Origin of the sequence: Bifidobacterium sp. WK041_4_12 (genome assembly GCF_041080795.1) — a bacterium.
Lineage (GTDB): Bacteria > Actinomycetota > Actinomycetes > Actinomycetales > Bifidobacteriaceae > Bombiscardovia > Bombiscardovia aquikefiricola.
This window is the reverse complement of record NZ_CP129674.1, coordinates 896698-913663: the sequence shown is the minus strand read 5'-3', so window position 1 is coordinate 913663 and position 16966 is coordinate 896698. Positions and strand designations below refer to the sequence as shown.

The window sequence follows — 16966 nt, the reverse complement described above, 5'->3', positions numbered from 1 at the left end:
CTGGACGTCTCGTAGTTTGCCTGTGCGAACCACGCACAAGACACTCGCTACATATTACTGGGTAATTGGTTTATTTGCCACTTGGTATCCTCCGCCCAGTCAGCGCTCAATGAGTTTAGCGCTGACTGAAGACAGAGAAAACCTTGGTATTAAAGGTGTGTTGAGTGAAAAACAGCTGCTTCACTCACCACGCTGGGCTTTGATGATTTCTTCGGATACTGCGCGCGGCACCTCTGCATATGAATCCATCTGCATGGTGAACATGGCACGGCCCTGGGTCTTTGAACGCAGGTCGCCAATGTATCCGAACATCTCCGACAGTGGAACCTTGGCATCGATGACCTTGACACCTGTGGCATCATCCATTGACTGGATGTTTCCACGACGGGAGTTGAGATCGCCCATGACTTCGCCCATATACTCTTCAGGCGTACGCACCTCGACGGCCATGATTGGTTCAAGAATGACTGGCTTTGCCTTGGGAGCAGCTTGCTTGAAGCACATGGAACCGGCGATCTTGAATGCCATTTCCGAAGAATCGACATCATGGATCTGACCATCGGTCAACGTTGCCTTGACATTCACAACCGGGAACCCAGCGAGAATGCCGGACTGCATGGCCTCCTGAACACCTGCATCGACAGAAGGAATGAATTCCTTGGTGATGTGGCCGCCAGTAACCTTGTTCTCGAACTGGTATGTTTCACCCTCGGTTGGTACCAACGGCTCGAAGTTCATGAGAACCTTTGCGAACTGACCTGAACCACCGGTCTGCTTCTTATGGGTGTATTCCTGATTCATGACTGCCTTGCGAATGGTCTCGCGGTAAGCTACCTGAGGCTTGCCAACGTTGCAGTCGACATGGAATTCACGGCGCATGCGGTCGATCAGAATGTCGAGCTGAAGCTCGCCCATACCTGAAATGAGTGTCTGTCCGGATTCTTCGTCAGTCTTGACCTGGAATGTCGGATCCTCTTCAGAGAGCTTCTGAAGAGCGATGCCCATCTTCTCCTGATCTGCCTTCGTCTTTGGCTCGACGGCAACCTCGATGACAGGATCTGGGAAGGTCATGGATTCAAGGGCGATCGGCGACTTTTCATCGCAGAGCGTGTCGCCGGTGGTGACGTTCTTCAGACCGACGAACGCATAGATGTTTCCGGCGATTGCCTCGTCAACAGGGTTTTCCTTGTTCGAATGCATCTGGAACAGCTTGCCGATGCGCTCCTTGCGATCCTTGGTGGCATCGAGAACGTTATCGCCCTGCGAAACCTTGCCCGAGTATACGCGCACATAAATGAGCTTGCCGTAGAAGGGGTGGGTGGCAATCTTGAATGCCAGAGCTGAGAATGGTTCATCGACGCTAGGCTTGCGGTCGATTTCCTTGGACTCGTCTCCCGGCTCATAACCCTTGATTGCTGGAACATCCTCCGGTGAAGGAAGATAATCGATAACTGCATCCAGCATCGGCTGAACGCCCTTATCCTTGAACGCGGAACCGCAGAATACGGGGTAGGCTTCCTTGGTCACGGTGAGCTTACGTACAGCGCCGCGAATCTCTTCCTCGTCCAGGTCTCCCGTTTCGAGATACTTTTCGAGCAGCGTCTCGTCGGTTTCGGCAACGGTATCGAGCAACTGCTCGCGATACTGCTTTGCCTTGTCCTTCAAGTCATCTGGAATCTCAATGGTGTTGTAATGAGCACCGAGATCGGCTCCATCTTCCCAGTAGTAGGCAACCATGCGAACGAGATCGACAACGCCGCGGAAATCGTTTTCAGCACCGATGGGGAGCTGCATCACGATTGGCTTGGCTCCGAGCTTGTCCTTGATGGTATCCACGGAGTAATAGAAGTTGGCTCCGAGCTTGTCCATCTTGTTGATGAAGCATATGCGAGGAACGCCATACTTATCGGCCTGACGCCACACGGTCTCAGACTGTGGCTCCACGCCTTCCTTGCCATCGAAGACGGTAACCGCACCATCAAGCACGCGCAGAGAACGCTCCACCTCGGCGGTGAAGTCAACGTGTCCTGGAGTGTCGATGATGTTGATCTGGAATTTGTCTTTCTCGTCATGGGTCTGACGATTCCAGAAGCATGTCGTTGCAGCAGAGGTAATGGTGATGCCTCGCTCCTGCTCCTGAGCCATCCAATCCATGGTTGCAGCGCCATCATGAACTTCACCGATTTTGTAGTTCACACCGGTGTAGTACAGAATGCGTTCTGTAGTTGTTGTCTTTCCGGCATCAATATGAGCCATGATGCCGATGTTGCGGACCTTCGTCAGGTCGGTGAGCACATCTTGTGCCATATTATCCTCAGCTCTTATTCTCTGCTATTACCAGCGATAGTGAGCAAAGGCCTTGTTTGCCTCTGCCATCTTGTGGGTATCTTCGCGGCGCTTGACTGAAGCACCAAGACCGTTGGAAGCATCGAGAATCTCGTTGGCGAGACGCTCGGACATGGTCTTCTCACGGCGGGCACGGCTGAAATCGGTAAGCCAGCGAAGTGACAGTGTGTTGGCGCGAGCAGGCTTGACCTCCACAGGAACCTGGTAGGTGGCTCCACCGACTCGGCGTGAACGAACCTCGAGGCTTGGACGAATGTTGTCCAGAGCGCGCTTGAGTACGGCGACTGGTTCCTGATCCGTCTTTTCCTTGACTTGCTCAAGTGCCGTGTAGACGATGTCTTCTGCGATGGACTTCTTGCCATCGAGAAGAATCTTGTTGATAAGCTGAGCTACGACTGTAGAACCGTAAATCGGATCTGGCAGGAGCTGGTGCTTCTTAGCTGGTCCTTTGCGTGACATTCTCTTACTTCGCCTTCTTTGCTCCGTACAGGGAACGACCCTGCTTGCGATCCTTGACACCCTGCGTATCCAATGCACCACGAACGATGTGGTAACGAACACCAGGAAGATCCTTCACACGACCACCGCGCACGAGCACGATGGAGTGTTCCTGAAGGTTATGTCCTTCGCCTGGAATGTAGGCGGTGACTTCAATTCCTGAGCTCAGACGCACACGAGCAACCTTACGCAAAGCCGAGTTTGGCTTCTTTGGGGTTGTGGTGTACACACGGGTGCACACACCGCGACGCAGTGGGCTTCCCTTCAATGCCAAGGTCTTCGACTTGCGAGGCTTGGCCTTACGTCCCTTACGGACGAGCTGTTCAATCGTTGGCAACTGACTCTCTCCGATTCGATAGTGATTATTCAATCTTCGTGAAGCCGCAGCACCGCGACCGCACCATCCTGTTATCGGAAAGTCAGCCACTGTCCACCGGCCCGATGGCCTCGGCCTTGCATAAGCGATGGTTCATCGCATCACGAAGACGAGGATATCCCACTGCTGCAAGTCTGTTACATAAGACATGCCAGTGGCACACACAAATATCGACTATACCACAACAACGGAACTTATGTGCCCTACATTTCGATTATTAACGTCAGCATCAATCCTCCCGAAACTCCAGCAACGCTACAGCCGAAGGTCATCGTGCTTCGTCAACAGTCGTCGCCGCGGCCTTCGCCGCTTCCTGGATCGACGTATGAGCCGAATCATGTCCATCGCCGTGTTCATCCGTCGTCAACCTCGAATTGGCCGAACCATTCGAGGAATTTATGCGCGTATTGACAGTGTTCTTCCCTGAACCCATGGTTTCCGCCAGCAGCGACGCGCAATACATCAGCACCTGCGCAATGAGGTTAAACCAGATAAGTACTGCCAGAATAGCGGCGAAGGGTGCCAGCAGCGGATTGGATGATGCTCCCCCGACGAGCCTGGTACCCAGCATCTGGATGATGGAGAGGATGACAGAACCGAACGCGCTGGTTCTGACCACCGTCTTCGATTCATGCAGACCTGCGACCAGCCAGAACACCACCATCAGCAGCAAGAAGTTGAACAGCACGGTCAGCAGGAATCCTACGACATCGATAAGGCTGGAAAATCCCCATGCATGCTGAGGCACTTTCAAGAAATTGAGAACATAGCGAATGGTTCCCCCAGAGACCACTGCCGCAACGCTTGACAGAATGAAGAGCACCATGATCAGCATCACTGCCAGCGCATCGGTCAGTTTGGAACTGATGGCATTGGTCTGCTGCTGCCCAGCCTCGACCATGGTTCTGACCGCAGATCTGACGGAGCCAAGCCATCCTATAATCTGCCAGAAGAAGGCAAGCAGCGTGAACAAGCCCGTGATGGTGAAGGTCGTGGATATCGAAGAAAGCGCTTGTGCTGAAATGATGTCCTTGCCTGAACCTGATTGAAGACTGGGGACGACGCGCGCAACCGTATTCAACAGCGTCGTTCTCACGCCGTCATCATGGGAAAAGACAAGACCTGCGATGCTGAAGACGGTCCACACGCCGGCGAAGAACGCAAAGAGCAGACCATATGCGAGACCGCCAGCAAGCAAACCACCATTGTTTCTGCCATACCTCGTCACAACTCTGCCAGGCAAGGATCGTTGCCAGATTCCCGTCAACTTCTCTATCAATGCTTTCAATGTCCCCATGAATCACGATTTTAACCGACAATGCCCCTTGTACGCGGTATTGCGCGCTTCGGGAGCAAAGTTTGTGAGATTTTGGAATGCCTGTTATTCAAGCTTTGCTTGTTGGAATCATGAGGTGCAACAAAGAGAGTTATGCAAATCAGGTAATATAGTTTATGCAAATCGGGTAGTAGAAGTTATGCAAATCAGGTAATATAGTTTATGCAAATCAGGTAATACATCAGGAAAGGCTGGAATGTGCTGGAAAGATCACTTAAGAATAAACTCGTTTCCATGCTCAAGGTCTTCCCCATTGTGTCCCTCACCGGCCCACGGCAAAGCGGAAAATCAACCTTGCTTCGCAACAGTTTTCCCGAATACAGCTACGTTTCCTTAGAAGACCCGGATATGAGGCAGCTTGCTGAAAATGACCCACGTTCATTTCTCAAGCAATACAACTCAAAAGCCATTTTTGATGAAATACAACGAACGCCTGAACTTTTTTCCTATATTCAAGGCGTGGTTGACGAACAGGATGAACCCGGTCAATATATATTGTCGGGTTCACAGAATTTCTTGCTGCTCAAAGGCATCTCACAAAGTTTGGCTGGAAGGGTATCGATACAGCATCTATTGCCTTTATCGTATGCCGAATTGTCGAATACAGCGTTTGTGCCCCACGATTTTGACGATTTCATGTTTTTGGGCGGGTATCCAAGATTGGTCGTCAACGACATTGCACCTTCTGATTTCTTTCCAAGCTATATGCGAACATACCTTGAACGTGACGTGCGCGAGGAGCTGGGCGTGAAAAAAATTGACTCATTCACTCATTTCATCACGGCATGCGCCTTAAGAACAGGAGATGTGCTCAATCTAGAGAATCTGGCCAATGAGTGCGACATCTCGGTAAAAACTGCTCGCGATTGGATTTCCATTCTTCATGCGAGTTTCATAATCTTTCTTCTGCAACCATTCCATGACAATTATGGAAAGCGTTTGACCAAATCACCGAAAATGTACTTCTATGACACAGGTTTGGCATGCAACCTGATAGGCATCGAACAGAAAAAGGATGTGCTCACTCATCACAAGCGTGGCAATCTCTTCGAAAACGCGGCGGTCGTCGAGATTATCAAACAGTACTATTCGCTGGGCAAACGACCACAACTCTATTTTTGGCGAGATAGCAATCAGAACGAAATTGACCTTGTCATCGAAAAGGGCGGCAAAGCTCAGTTTGCCATCGAAATCAAATCCACAGCAACCTTCAATCCCCGTGCATTTTCTACGCTGAACAAACTGGCGCCCATCATGGGATTGGATAGATGTCAGCGCATTGTGGTGTATGGCGGCGTCCAGTCCTACGAGACACAACAGGGTCAGGTATTGGGATTGCCTGACTTGAATAGACTGGTGATATAGGGATTGCTGTGATTGTTCACCGTCTCCTTCACTGTTCCTGAGCCACTGGCAAGCATGCCCGTCCCCGAGGTTGCTCGACTCATTGGTTCAACTCTCGAATACTACCTATGTGGCACATTAGCCATTGATGGCAACCATCAGGACGAAAGCATCGAAAGAAGCTCTACGCACGACCATGCGCAATGAGCTTGAGCACTGCGTTGCCAATAACCTGCGTGATGAACACGAAGATCAGAATCAGAATCATCGACATGACCGTCACGTCCGTTCTGCCTCGCTGATAGCCTTCCTGAAGTGCCACCGCGCCCAGGCCGCCTCCCCCGACGACTCCAGCCATGGCTGTCAGACCAATCAGATTGATGATGGTGAAGTTAACCGAGCGAACGAGTGAGATCAGGCCCTCTTTTAGGTACACGCGCACGACGATGGCAAGATTGCCGAGCCCCATGGCCTGCGCAGCCTCGACGACACCGGAATCCACTTCGAGCAGGGCGTTCTGTACCTGACGGGCGAAGAACGGGATGGTACCGACAACGATGGGAACCGTCACAGCCGTGGTTCCGATGCTGGTGCCCACAATCAGACGAGTGAACGGCATGATGACCGCCAGCAGGATGATGAAAGGTACGGATCTACCAATATTTACGATCTGATCAAGCACCCAATAGACCGGTGCATTGGGGCTTAGACCGCGAGAGCCTGTCAGCAGCAGAAGAATGCCGATGACGAGTCCTATGGCTCCGGCGATGATCATCGCCGACACTGTCATCAGCACGGTTTCTTGCGTTGCCTGCGTAAAGTCTGACACCATCTGACTTGCATAGGGGAAATAATGTTCCATGAATGAGCCGAACATGATCAGCGCACCACCTTACTCATAGAAATGCCATCCTTATGAAGGTGACGTTCCACCTCGTCCAGCTGTTCAGAACTGTCAAAGGTCACCAACATGGTTCCCAATGGTTTGTTCTGTAGATATTCGATATTGGCATAGAGAATGTTCGCAGTGAGCCCGAATCGCTTGTAGATATCGATCAGAATGGGTTCCGAAGCACGATTGCCGGAAAAACGCAATTCATAGACAGGTTCTCCTGCTGCATGCTCCAGAATCGTTGTCTCAGCCTGGTCGATATGACTTGCCGTGCGTATGAAATCCTGAGTCAGAGCTTGTTCAGGATTGCTGAAGATATCGGCAACCTCGCCGCGTTCGATGATCTTGCCATCCTCCATGACGGCCACATGGTCGCAGATTTCTTTGACAACCTGCATTTCATGAGTGATGATCACAATCGTGATACCCAGCCGTTCATTGATTTCCTTCAGCAGCTGCAACACCGCAATCGTTGTCTTCGGGTCCAACGCACTGGTCGCCTCGTCGCATAGAAGAATCTTAGGATCGGTGGCAAGCGCCCTGGCAATTGCCACACGCTGCTTTTGACCACCTGAGAGCTGGTACGGGTACGCATCCTTCTTTTCCAGAATGCCAACGAGATCAAGCAACTTTTCGATGCGCCGCCTACGTTCCGACTTGGCGATGCCGGAACCTTTCAGAGGAAAATCGACGTTGTCGAAGATGGTTCGCGATTCCATCAGATTGAAATGCTGAAAGATCATTCCAATGTTTCTGCGTTCCTTGCGCAACGCACGTTGCGACAAGGCCTTCAAATCTGTGCCATTGACGATAACCGATCCTTCAGTCGGCCTTTGCAGCAGATTCATGACGCGGACCAAGGTCGATTTTCCCGCCCCAGAAAACCCTACGATGCCATATATGCTGCCGTCATCTACGGCCAGAGAGACATGGTTTACGGCAGTGACCACATGCCCTTTCTGCGCAAATTTCACCACAATGTCAGATAATTCGATCATAGAGTCCCATTCGTTGAAGAGCGCAGGCCATAAGATATGGTCTGCGCTAGAATCAAAGATTTCGTTATGTGCACGACGTACTCAATACCGTTCAATCAGCAGTGTACGACAATCGTGAAACAGTTCACCAAGCTGGAATATCGTTGGTTTCCTTGATCATCTTCGCAACGGCATTCGTTTGGTATGCCTTCAAGATCTTCTTGAAATCTTCCTTGTTCTTGTCTGCCTTGCGTACCGCAATAACGTTCTTGTAGATGCTGCTCACCTTGGCAATGTGGTCGGTGTCGATGTAGATGGCGGACTTTCTAGGAGTGGTATGCAGCTGATCGGTCACATAGTTAGTGTTGATCGTTGCCGCTGTCACATCCTGCAGGGCTGGTGCGATCTGGTCAGCCTGCAACTGTTCGATCTTGACCTTCTTGATGTATTTCTCGATGTCCTTCGTGGTCGGAGAGTCCGGAGCATCGGCTTTGAGCTTGATGACGCCGATTGCATCGAGCAGCTGCAAGGCGCGGCCACCATTGGTGACATCGTTGGGGATGGCGATGGTATCGCCGTCCTTCAGATCCTTGTAATTCTTGATCTTATCTGAATACAGGCCAAACGGGGAAATGATGGTGTATCCGATATAGGTCAGGTCTGCCTTGTTCTCAGCGTTGAAATTATTGAGGAATGCTACGTGCTGGAAGCTGTTCAGATCCAAGCTGCCGTCAACGAGTGCAGGGTTCTCTTCGGTGTATCCCGAGAAGAGCTTCACATCGATGGTGATGCCCTCTTTGGCGACCTGCTTGCCAACATATTCCCAAATGTCCTTTTGCTGATCACTGGTAACGCCGACGACATACTTACGTTCGCTCGATGATGAGGTAGACCCGCACGCTGCCAGTCCAATACTTGCAGCGATTGCGACAATGGCCGCAATGATTTTCTTCTTCATGTCTCCCGCTTCCTGGCAGCTTTCGCCGCCTTCTCTCCCCTTGACGATTGGTTAACTCCGTTATCGTACAAAGAAACGAGATGGAAACACACCACCCTCATTGACGGAAATAGTTATGAGGGAGGCTAAATTCTATTGATAGCGGGGGTGCAAGCCCTTATTTCGCAACGATGTGAGAAATGTGACGAATAGCACACTGCACAAATCAGTCCAGATTGCGGTCGTCCCCCTCGTGTCTCGGGAGCACAACCGGGACCTGCCGCGAGCTTTCCACGCTGAAGGGTGCCAGTTTCTCGAAATTAGTGCGAATGACATCGCACGAATCGGCAAAACCTTGGTGTTCAGCGTCGTTCATGTCGATTTCCAGAACCTCTTCAACTCCATCTTTGCCGATGATGCAAGGAACTGAGGTAAACAGCCCTTGTTGACCGTATTCACCGTTCAATTCGACGGAAGCGGCAAGCACGACCTTTTCATCATGCACAATCGCCCGTACGATTCTCGTTGCCGCATTGGCAATGGCATATTCGGTGCACTGCTTGCCATGGTAGGCGATGTAGCCACCCTTGCGCGCGAGAGATTCAGCTTCGGCACCGTCCAGCGCAAAGCGCGGGTTGTCTGCAAGCTCACTCAGCAGTTTTCCGGCAATGCTCACGCTCGACCATGCGGCAATCTGCGAATTTCCATGCTCTCCCACCATGTAGGCCTGAATTGATTCAGGAGCCAGCCGCGTCTTGAGGGCGATAACCGTCCGAAGTCGTGCGGAATCCAGACAGGTACCAGTACCAATGACATGCGAGGATGGAAGCCCTGAGAGCCTATGTATTTCTCTGGCAACCACGTCGCATGGATTCGTCACATTCACATAGAATCCGGTAAATCCGGCAGCCGCGATCCTGCCAGTGAACAATCGTGCATCGTCAACCGACTTGAAGAGCTCACCGGTTCTACTGACTGCCGAAAGCGTGACCTGACCCGAAGCGTTGATGATCACATCGCAGTGCGCCAGCTTCTCGTAGTCGGTATGGCAGTTGACGACCACGGCACGATGCGGCGCAAAGACTGTGGAATCATTGAGATCCTGCACCTCTGCCCTGAGCTTGTCTTCATTGCTGTCACAGACCAGGATTTCATCTGCTATGCCTTGCAGAATCAGACTGTTGGCAGCATGCGGACCCACGTGCCCCATGCCGATGATGCCGATTGATACGGGATGATACCCCATTGCTGCTCCCTCCATGTGATTGTGGACTAGGTGATTGTGGACTAGGTGATTGTGTCCCAGCTGATGGCGTCAACGACGCGACACGTCTGCCTGCCACTTCAGTTCCTCGACTGAGCGTTCAGCCGCGCTTGAATTCTGGGTGATGTATCGAAAATGCCAGTTCAGCGAGATGCAGTTCTTGAGTGACGAACTCATGGAGCGTGCACTCATAGCCATGTTCGCGGCCGATTTTTGCAATATATCCGTTGATGAAATCAACCTCGGTTGGACGTCCCTTGGTCAGATCCTGATACATCGAAGGATAATGCAGCGGATGCGCTACACCAGCGGTGTGGCATATCATTGCCACTTCGGATTCACGCGTGCCTAAGAGATTCAGTCCCGCCTTCTCAGCAGCAGTATAGGCTTCGTCTACCAGCTTCTCCGTCATCCATTGCGCGCCTGGATGACGCATGAATTCTCCGAACCGTATCTGATACATCGTGCATAGCGTGTTCAGCACAGAATTGAACACGATCTTCGCCATGCACATGCCCATGAAGTTGCTGACAATCGTTGGGTTCAGCGTCGCCTGAGTAAAATCATCGAAAATCTCATGCTCGACATCGGTCACCTGCTCCTCATAGCCACACATGTTCATGGCTTTGGCATTGGCTCCCCCGGTGAAATTCACATCGCCAGGACCGTACACTTCAGCGCCAATCAGTGCCGTGCCGCCATAGATACGAGAGGCATCGAAGTATTGTGCGAACTTTTCGAAATGGCCGTAGCCATTCATAGCGGAGAATACCACCTGATGGTCTTTGAAAAGATGGGCGCAGCGCGAGAGAACGTCGTCAAGCTGCATCTGCTTGAGGAAGACGATCCACACGTCTGGATCCCCGTCATATTCCTCCGGATAGTAGACGTGAATCGGTACAAGATGACGATTCTCTTCATCCTGTGACACATAGACTCCACCCTGCTTGCGAATCTGCTCGACATTGTCATCCCAGGTATCGATGAAATCGACCTCTTTGCCTGCGAATTCCTGAAGAAGAACGCCATACTGCGTTCCCATGCCACCAGTGCCAATAACTCCGTATCGCATCTTTCCAACGCCTTTCGAATGATCAGACTGCAACGATTCACGTTCAACATCCACTTTCAACAACACTGCCCTCATGCATGTCTTATGGAATGTCTTGCGAAAATAGCAAGCTGCCTTCCTTGTGCATGCCATGCCGCGCAACATTGCAATACCGCGATACTACCGCTGGGTTGCGAGTTATGCGAACGGTTTCCACCTCTCGACTTTTGCACATATGGCACACCGGCGTGGTCATCGCAAAATTAGTGTATAGTATTCATCTGTTGTGCGTTACGGTATCCGTGCGCTACATATGGTGGATATAGCTCAGCAGGTAGAGCATCTGATTGTGGTTCAGAAGGTCGCGCGTTCGAACCGCGTTATCCACCCCAAGCGAAAGCCTCGCAATTCTAGCGATTGCGAGGCTTTTCAACACAGGGAAAGTTTCATGCATTATCTAAATATGCCCGAATTGCGGAAACCCGGTGTATTGGCAGGGAAGATCGTGTGAGGCATGCTCCACAGCCTTCATGCTGGCTTAAGCGGTGTAATGCTCGTATTGGTTTGCAAAAGCATTAATGTGCCGGTCAAAGCAATGATTTTCATTGGCCCAATCGTGGTGCAATACCAGTAATAGAGAGACATAATCAAAAATTGTAGTGAATCATATCGGTATATTCTTTGACCAATCTCTTGTTTTCGATGTCACCGCCTTCCAAATTCGCTGAATAGAATACAGGAACCTGTGATGCGGTTTTCTTGGAGATAGCTCTACTTGCTTCAACAATGACATCATCAAGTATTGCAGCCCCGATAACTGTTGATGTTGGTCCAACTTTGAGTTCAGTTCCAGCTATATTGCAAGCTGCATCACCAATTTCTCCATGATTGTCAATTACAATATCTGCAAGTTCAAACAATCTCTTGCCCGATGAGTGCCTACTAGATACTGATTGTGAATAAGTGAGATTGGTTAATGCAATGATGCATACTCCTTTCTTCTGAGCTGCCATTGCCATATCAATGATGACTGGGTTTCGCCCAGAAACCGAATGAAGGATTAGGATGTCTCCACGATGAAATTCAATTGTCGAGGCGATTGCTGTCCCATATCCTTCAAGCCGTTCCATGGTGCTGGTGAAGGTTATTGGCTGACGATCCAACATCAGTTCTCGTGCAAAAATAGCGTTGATCGTGATCATGCCGCCTGCCCGGTAATATAATTCTTCAGACAAAATTCCTGCATGGCTGGCACCGAAAATATATATCGACGATTTCTCCAGGTTCGCTTTCACGATTGCATCTATGGCCTTGAGAATGTTGGGCCGCTCTGTGTGCTCAACCATATCCAACAATTCACGTATCTTGTCAAAATATTGGAACATTTAGAACACTCCAATCAGATTGCCGACCCATTTTCCAATCATTCCCCAGAGCGACAGGTCGTTGCCACCAAAGATGAGAATCCAGTTTCGTATGGTTCCGCCCATCATCAGTGCAGAAAAACCAACAAGAACGATCATTGCCACTGAAGCTACCATTGTTCCAACCACCGCACCTCGGATACCACCCTGACCTTCTCCGACGATTGCAGCACCGCCACATTCGAAGAAACTGGTGATGACCATGGGGACAAGAATGATTCCGAACGCATTCGTCACATTGCAAATGAGCACAAGAATCGTCGAAGTCACAAATGCGGAAATAAATCCAATGATCACCGCATTCGGCTTGTAATTGAAAAGCACTGGCACGTCGAACGCCGGCTTTGCACCTGGAACAAGCTTCTCAGAAATTCCTTGGAACGCGGGAACAATCTGATTAACAAGCATTCTTACGCCATAGAGCAGAATCAATAGGCCGCCGCCAAAGGTGAGGCCGGCATTGAGAGCGACCATGAGAAGATTGCCACCCTTGGGCACAAGGGCAGGAGCGACGAGACCTACGATAATGTCTACAAGAAACATCACCATACCGCCGCTGATCGATATTTCTCTAAAGAATGACAAACCCTTCGGGACCTTGATGTCTTCAGTCGAATGCCTCTTGTTACCTATTACCTTGGCGACAGAACCCGATATCAGTGAAAGAATCGTGGTCGGATGCCCGATAAGGAAGGAATCGTCCTCGGTCGCCGCCCAAACATACTTGCGCATAATCCAAGGTGCGATGGAAAAGTACAAAGCTGAAAGAATGCCACTCACCACAATGAGGACTGGTCCTTTGAGCCCTCCCTCGACACCGCCTGCCACGATTACAAACGGCACCCACCACAACATATGTCCTGTTAGGAATATCGTCTTCACAGGAGTGAATCGAGCAATGAATACGTGGATAATCAAGGCAAGAAACATTGCCATGCCGACCGTTCCACCATAGTGAGAAGTGAAGGTGACGTCGGAGAGACCTTTGGAGACTCCAACTCCCATCTTCGTCTGAACGGCTGTGTTGATAGCAGCGACCACGCCAGTCAGCATGTTGACGCCTTCAGTAAGGATGACCATTCCAAATGCAGCAGAAATGCTGCCTTTTATTATGTCAGCTATTGACTTTCTCTGTACGATAAGACCGACCATTGCAATCAATCCAAGAAGGATGGGAGGATCTTGAAGAATATTGTTCGAGATGAAATCCAGTATGTTGGTAAATACGCTCATCGTTCACTACCCTCCTGTGCATTCAACAATGTCACCAGCGCCTGTTTCACTTCTGATGCATCCATGTATCTCTTGATTGCTATGACCGGTTTCGTTGTGGACGATTCAAGATCCGGCTGTAATTCCGCACTCGTAAAATAAGCATCCGCATCTTCTGACTTTGCCGAAGAAATATCGGTATTCTCTGTCTCTGCGGCAATGCCAAGTTCCTTGATGACCTTATCCAGAGTCATTTTCAACACCATGGAGCTTCCAACCCCGAATCCACACACTGCTAGGAATTTCATAGCACTACCTCTTTCTGTTTGAATAATGCAACAATTTCGTTCTTGTTTCCGTTCAAAATCGTTTCGTATGCCTGCCTGTCCATGAAAATGGATGTCACCTGTTGAAGGCTTTTGAGATGGCTGGAATTGTCAACCGCTGCCATGATCAAGAAAATCTTCACTTGCTTGCCTTCAAGATCAATGGGCTTTCTCGAAACAAGAAGACTCATCCCCATGCTGTTCACACCCTCACCAGGTCGGGCATGCATCAGTGCGAAGTAGTCGGAGAGAACCATGTATGGGCCGTTACTCTGCACATTTTCAATCATCTTGTTCACATAGAGCTGCGTGATTGTTCTCGATGCCAGTAAGGGTTCGCTGGCCTGCTGCAGCGCAGACTGCCACGTATCCGCATCGTCTATGACTGTGATATTTGAAGAGTCGAAAAGCCTATCAGTCATGTTCACTAATCTCCATCATCCTTGAAATGAACCAATCCTTGTTATTAATTCCGTTCATGATCACATTCATGAACGGCTCGACAGATTTTCTATCTTCTTTTTTGATCATCAGCAGAGCAACCACGTCGGCGCGATTGCTCATCCAATCAATCGACTTATCAAGAATGGCAACTCCTATGCAGCTATGTGAAACCAATGACGGATCCCCATGAGAGATCACAAAGCCATTGTCAAGATACGTGGACTGAACTGTGTCCCTTTGGAACACGGTCTGACGAAACATATTTCTCTGCTCGGCATTCGGCCACTCGTTCATGGCCATCAAAGAATCAATGATTGCCGTTCTACTTTTTGCATTGCAAAACAAGACATGATCTTTTGCAAGAAATGGAATGCTGTGAATATGAGAAAAATCAACTTCCTGCTCAGAACCATCCATGGAAACATCAATGTATCTGTTCATGATTGTCTTCATATCGTGAGTCGTGATCATAGGAGAGATGTTCGCGACCGGAACTGTCTGCGCAGGGAGTTGCACGGTGGAAATTATGAGAGCAACATCCGATAAATCCTGACGTACCAAGTCGACTTGCGATACAACCTCGATCAGTGAAACCTCTGGAAGTATCCTATGAATTTTCGCTGAAACGAGTGAACTCGTGCCAATTCCGTTTGGACAGACGAACAACACACGTTTGGCACTCTTCGTTCGCTCGACCGCTGCCTGAAAATGAATGGTCAAGAAGCCAACCTCATCGTCTGAAATGGCAATATGGTTGTCAGAGCCAAAATCACTGAATGCATACCACACTGTTCCATATAGCTGTGGATAGTTTTCTTGTATCTCGTCCAGCAGAGGATTGATCACCGTGGTGCCCGCCTGCAGCCGTAGAAACATCTGGTATAGGTGAACAGTCAGATCAGCGTGCAGCCGCGTATCTTGAGTCAGATCAATGTTCAATCCATCACTGACCGTGGAAATCAGCAGCTTCACCTTGCTTTTGAATGAAGCGGGGATTTGCAGGTCCTTCATGAAGAACTTGAATCCATTGCCAATCACGATATAGGAAAGATACCGCAATTCATCAGGAGTGAATGAATATACCCCAGCTTCTTCAACGCCTTTGATCAACTCGTATACCAAAGGATATTTATCAAACTGGAAGAGCAGGCTGCCCAGCTGGTTTCCCTTGGCATCCGCGATGTGGTGTCCCAGCAAGCCTCTATCTACAACTATTGCAGTAGAAATCACAATGTCATCGATGTAATATTCCGGTACTTCCAACTGCCAGCTCTGGACTTGTTTCTGAAAAATCTCCTCTACCCGTGTGATAGATGAAGAATCGATGAACAGCTTTAGGATTGATGAACGATCATCGGCCGCTCTCAACAGATCGGTGACGATACGCTTGATTACCTTCTGCTTGACGATTTCACCGCCGCTGATGAATGTTCCAGAGTTATCGAATCCCAAAGAGACGTTGTCTTTGGCTAGCAACGCCTTTATCAATTCAACATCGTGAGCAATGCTGCTCCTCGATATGAAGTAATCATTGGAAAGGCGCTGATAACTGAGGTGCTCACCGTCAACCAGCCGCGCAAGAATGTAATATTTTCGATCCTTGCTATTCGGAATTTCCTCTGCTTTCACACTATCACCCCCAACGTGTAATCCATTACTGTATTCGAGGATCACACGACTGAGAAGAACAAAAAGCGATGAGGAATCGCATACGAAATTGAGAACAGCGTTACACGTATTTAACAAGGTCTTGGAATATACTAATGAGTTTGTGCCTTAACAGTTCGCTACTATCTGCACACGCACGCATGGCTGTGGCATGGCGGGGATTCTTGCCATACCATTAATGTATGTGTGGACGATTCGCTATGGACTATGTGATTGATGAACTTGCTGAATTCTATAGTGCAATTCCGACGGGAAGGGTACCTGAGCAGTCTTGGAACATCAAGCCAACGAATGACATTGCCACGATTCTCGATGGCAAGGATGGAGTTCGTCACCTCGCTCCTTCGCGTTGGAGTTTCATTCCCGCATGGTCAAAGACCTCGACTCTGAAATTCCCAACCTTCAACGCGCGTATTGAATCAGTCTTGGAGAAACCCACATACCAACATGCTGCACAATTTCAACGCTGCATCATCCCTGCATCCGGTTACTACGAGTGGCGCAACCACAAGGATCCGTTCTATTTCTCGCTAGATAACAACACTCCCCTGTCCATCGCTGGACTCTATGGCTGGTGGCGCGCCAAGCCGAGCGATCCTTGGACTCTTACCAGCACCATCGTGACAAGAGCCGCCACGGAAAACGTTGCATCGATACATCATCGCATGCCCGTGTTCATCACTCCCGACTTGCAGGACGAATGGCTCGACCCTAACAGTATTGCCCAAGATATTCTTCCCGCTGCCGAAGCAAGCAGTGAAATCTTGGCTATGAATCTTCAATTCTGGCAGGTTCAACCGCTCGAAGGCGATGGCTCAGCGCTGATCAGCAAGCTGTAACGGCCGACGTTGCGAGTTTTGCGGCAATTCTT

The 16966-nt window shown here is 49.8% G+C and carries 16 protein-coding genes and 1 tRNA gene; 3 read left to right on the top strand and 14 right to left on the bottom strand.

Going from position 1 to position 16966, the window contains the following annotated elements; all coding sequences use genetic code 11:
* Positions 1-180: 180 nt before the first annotated feature.
* The 4 genes from fusA to QN215_RS03955 form a co-directional block, all read right to left on the bottom strand.
* On the bottom strand, positions 181-2307 hold the full coding sequence (fusA, locus tag QN215_RS03970) for an elongation factor G (protein WP_369344809.1): 2127 nt from the start codon (positions 2305-2307) through the stop codon (positions 181-183).
* 27 nt (positions 2308-2334) lie between these two features.
* Positions 2335-2805 carry a 30S ribosomal protein S7 gene (rpsG, locus tag QN215_RS03965; RefSeq protein WP_094693548.1) on the bottom strand — a complete coding sequence of 157 codons (471 nt, stop codon included), beginning with the start codon at positions 2803-2805 and terminating at the stop codon, positions 2335-2337.
* 4 nt (positions 2806-2809) lie between these two features.
* Complete coding sequence (gene rpsL / locus QN215_RS03960; RefSeq protein ID WP_094694044.1) at positions 2810-3181, bottom strand: 30S ribosomal protein S12; 372 nt, start codon at positions 3179-3181, stop codon at positions 2810-2812.
* A 307-nt stretch (positions 3182-3488) separates the two neighbouring features.
* On the bottom strand, positions 3489-4517 hold the full coding sequence (locus tag QN215_RS03955; protein ID WP_369344808.1) for a YihY/virulence factor BrkB family protein: 1029 nt from the start codon (positions 4515-4517) through the stop codon (positions 3489-3491).
* 237 nt (positions 4518-4754) lie between these two features.
* Between QN215_RS03955 and QN215_RS03950 the strand changes: the two genes are divergently transcribed.
* Positions 4755-5921, top strand: a complete 1167-nt coding sequence (locus QN215_RS03950) for an ATP-binding protein (RefSeq protein ID WP_369344807.1) — start codon at positions 4755-4757, stop codon at positions 5919-5921.
* A 163-nt stretch (positions 5922-6084) separates the two neighbouring features.
* On the opposite strand, the gene QN215_RS03945 is transcribed toward QN215_RS03950, so the two are convergent.
* The 5 genes from QN215_RS03945 to QN215_RS03925 all read right to left on the bottom strand — a co-directional run bounded on the left by QN215_RS03945 (position 6085) and on the right by QN215_RS03925 (position 11042).
* The gene (locus tag QN215_RS03945) at positions 6085-6762 is read right to left on the bottom strand and encodes a methionine ABC transporter permease (RefSeq protein WP_369344806.1); all 678 of its coding nucleotides are present in this window, start codon (positions 6760-6762) and stop codon (positions 6085-6087) included.
* A gap of 17 nt (positions 6763-6779) precedes the next feature.
* Complete coding sequence (locus QN215_RS03940; RefSeq protein ID WP_369344805.1) at positions 6780-7790, bottom strand: methionine ABC transporter ATP-binding protein; 1011 nt, start codon at positions 7788-7790, stop codon at positions 6780-6782.
* Between the two features lie 124 nt (positions 7791-7914).
* Positions 7915-8727: a MetQ/NlpA family ABC transporter substrate-binding protein gene (locus tag QN215_RS03935; protein WP_369344804.1), complete on the bottom strand. Its 813-nt coding sequence runs from the start codon at positions 8725-8727 to the stop codon at positions 7915-7917.
* A gap of 205 nt (positions 8728-8932) precedes the next feature.
* On the bottom strand, positions 8933-9967 hold the full coding sequence (locus tag QN215_RS03930; protein ID WP_369344803.1) for a lactate/malate family dehydrogenase: 1035 nt from the start codon (positions 9965-9967) through the stop codon (positions 8933-8935).
* Positions 9968-10070: 103 nt separating this feature from the next.
* Entirely contained in the window at positions 10071-11042 is a 972-nt protein-coding gene (locus tag QN215_RS03925; protein WP_369345055.1) for a ketopantoate reductase family protein, read from the bottom strand.
* A 295-nt stretch (positions 11043-11337) separates the two neighbouring features.
* Here QN215_RS03925 and QN215_RS03920 point away from each other — a divergent pair.
* Positions 11338-11413, top strand: a tRNA-His gene (locus QN215_RS03920).
* 255 nt (positions 11414-11668) lie between these two features.
* On the opposite strand, the gene QN215_RS03915 is transcribed toward QN215_RS03920, so the two are convergent.
* From QN215_RS03915 to QN215_RS03895, 5 genes are read right to left on the bottom strand one after another with little or no spacing between them, the layout of a single operon-like run.
* Positions 11669-12406, bottom strand: coding sequence for an SIS domain-containing protein (locus tag QN215_RS03915; RefSeq protein ID WP_369344802.1), 738 nt, complete (start codon positions 12404-12406; stop codon positions 11669-11671).
* Positions 12407-13678, bottom strand: coding sequence for a PTS ascorbate transporter subunit IIC (locus QN215_RS03910; RefSeq protein ID WP_369344801.1), 1272 nt, complete (start codon positions 13676-13678; stop codon positions 12407-12409).
* The gene (locus QN215_RS03905; RefSeq protein ID WP_369344800.1) at positions 13675-13965 is read right to left on the bottom strand and encodes a PTS sugar transporter subunit IIB; all 291 of its coding nucleotides are present in this window, start codon (positions 13963-13965) and stop codon (positions 13675-13677) included. The genes QN215_RS03910 and QN215_RS03905 overlap by 4 nt, the downstream gene beginning before the upstream one ends.
* Positions 13962-14405, bottom strand: a complete 444-nt coding sequence (locus QN215_RS03900; RefSeq protein ID WP_369344799.1) for a PTS sugar transporter subunit IIA — start codon at positions 14403-14405, stop codon at positions 13962-13964. Before QN215_RS03900 ends, QN215_RS03905 begins: the two co-directional genes overlap by 4 nt.
* Positions 14398-16101 carry a transcription antiterminator gene (locus QN215_RS03895; RefSeq protein ID WP_369344798.1) on the bottom strand — a complete coding sequence of 568 codons (1704 nt, stop codon included), beginning with the start codon at positions 16099-16101 and terminating at the stop codon, positions 14398-14400. Before QN215_RS03895 ends, QN215_RS03900 begins: the two co-directional genes overlap by 8 nt.
* Positions 16102-16277: 176 nt before the next feature.
* Here QN215_RS03895 and QN215_RS03890 point away from each other — a divergent pair, with 176 nt between their 5' ends.
* A complete protein-coding gene (locus QN215_RS03890; protein WP_369344797.1) occupies positions 16278-16934 on the top strand; it encodes an SOS response-associated peptidase in 657 nt (218 codons plus the stop codon).
* Positions 16935-16966: the final 32 nt, after the last annotated feature.

Coding starts and splice junctions, on each gene's coding strand:
- QN215_RS03915 (WP_369344802.1), bottom strand. CDS start 12,406: ATGTTCCAATATTTTGACAAGATACGTGAATTGTTGGATATGGTTGAG.
- rpsG (WP_094693548.1), bottom strand. CDS start 2,805: ATGTCACGCAAAGGACCAGCTAAGAAGCACCAGCTCCTGCCAGATCCG.
- QN215_RS03905 (WP_369344800.1), bottom strand. CDS start 13,965: ATGAAATTCCTAGCAGTGTGTGGATTCGGGGTTGGAAGCTCCATGGTG.
- QN215_RS03955 (WP_369344808.1), bottom strand. CDS start 4,517: ATGGGGACATTGAAAGCATTGATAGAGAAGTTGACGGGAATCTGGCAA.
- QN215_RS03890 (WP_369344797.1), top strand. CDS start 16,278: ATGTGTGGACGATTCGCTATGGACTATGTGATTGATGAACTTGCTGAA.
- QN215_RS03940 (WP_369344805.1), bottom strand. CDS start 7,790: ATGATCGAATTATCTGACATTGTGGTGAAATTTGCGCAGAAAGGGCAT.
- QN215_RS03945 (WP_369344806.1), bottom strand. CDS start 6,762: ATGGAACATTATTTCCCCTATGCAAGTCAGATGGTGTCAGACTTTACG.
- QN215_RS03930 (WP_369344803.1), bottom strand. CDS start 9,967: ATGGAGGGAGCAGCAATGGGGTATCATCCCGTATCAATCGGCATCATC.
- fusA (WP_369344809.1), bottom strand. CDS start 2,307: ATGGCACAAGATGTGCTCACCGACCTGACGAAGGTCCGCAACATCGGC.
- QN215_RS03925 (WP_369345055.1), bottom strand. CDS start 11,042: ATGCGATACGGAGTTATTGGCACTGGTGGCATGGGAACGCAGTATGGC.
- QN215_RS03900 (WP_369344799.1), bottom strand. CDS start 14,405: ATGACTGATAGGCTTTTCGACTCTTCAAATATCACAGTCATAGACGAT.
- QN215_RS03910 (WP_369344801.1), bottom strand. CDS start 13,678: ATGAGCGTATTTACCAACATACTGGATTTCATCTCGAACAATATTCTT.
- QN215_RS03935 (WP_369344804.1), bottom strand. CDS start 8,727: ATGAAGAAGAAAATCATTGCGGCCATTGTCGCAATCGCTGCAAGTATT.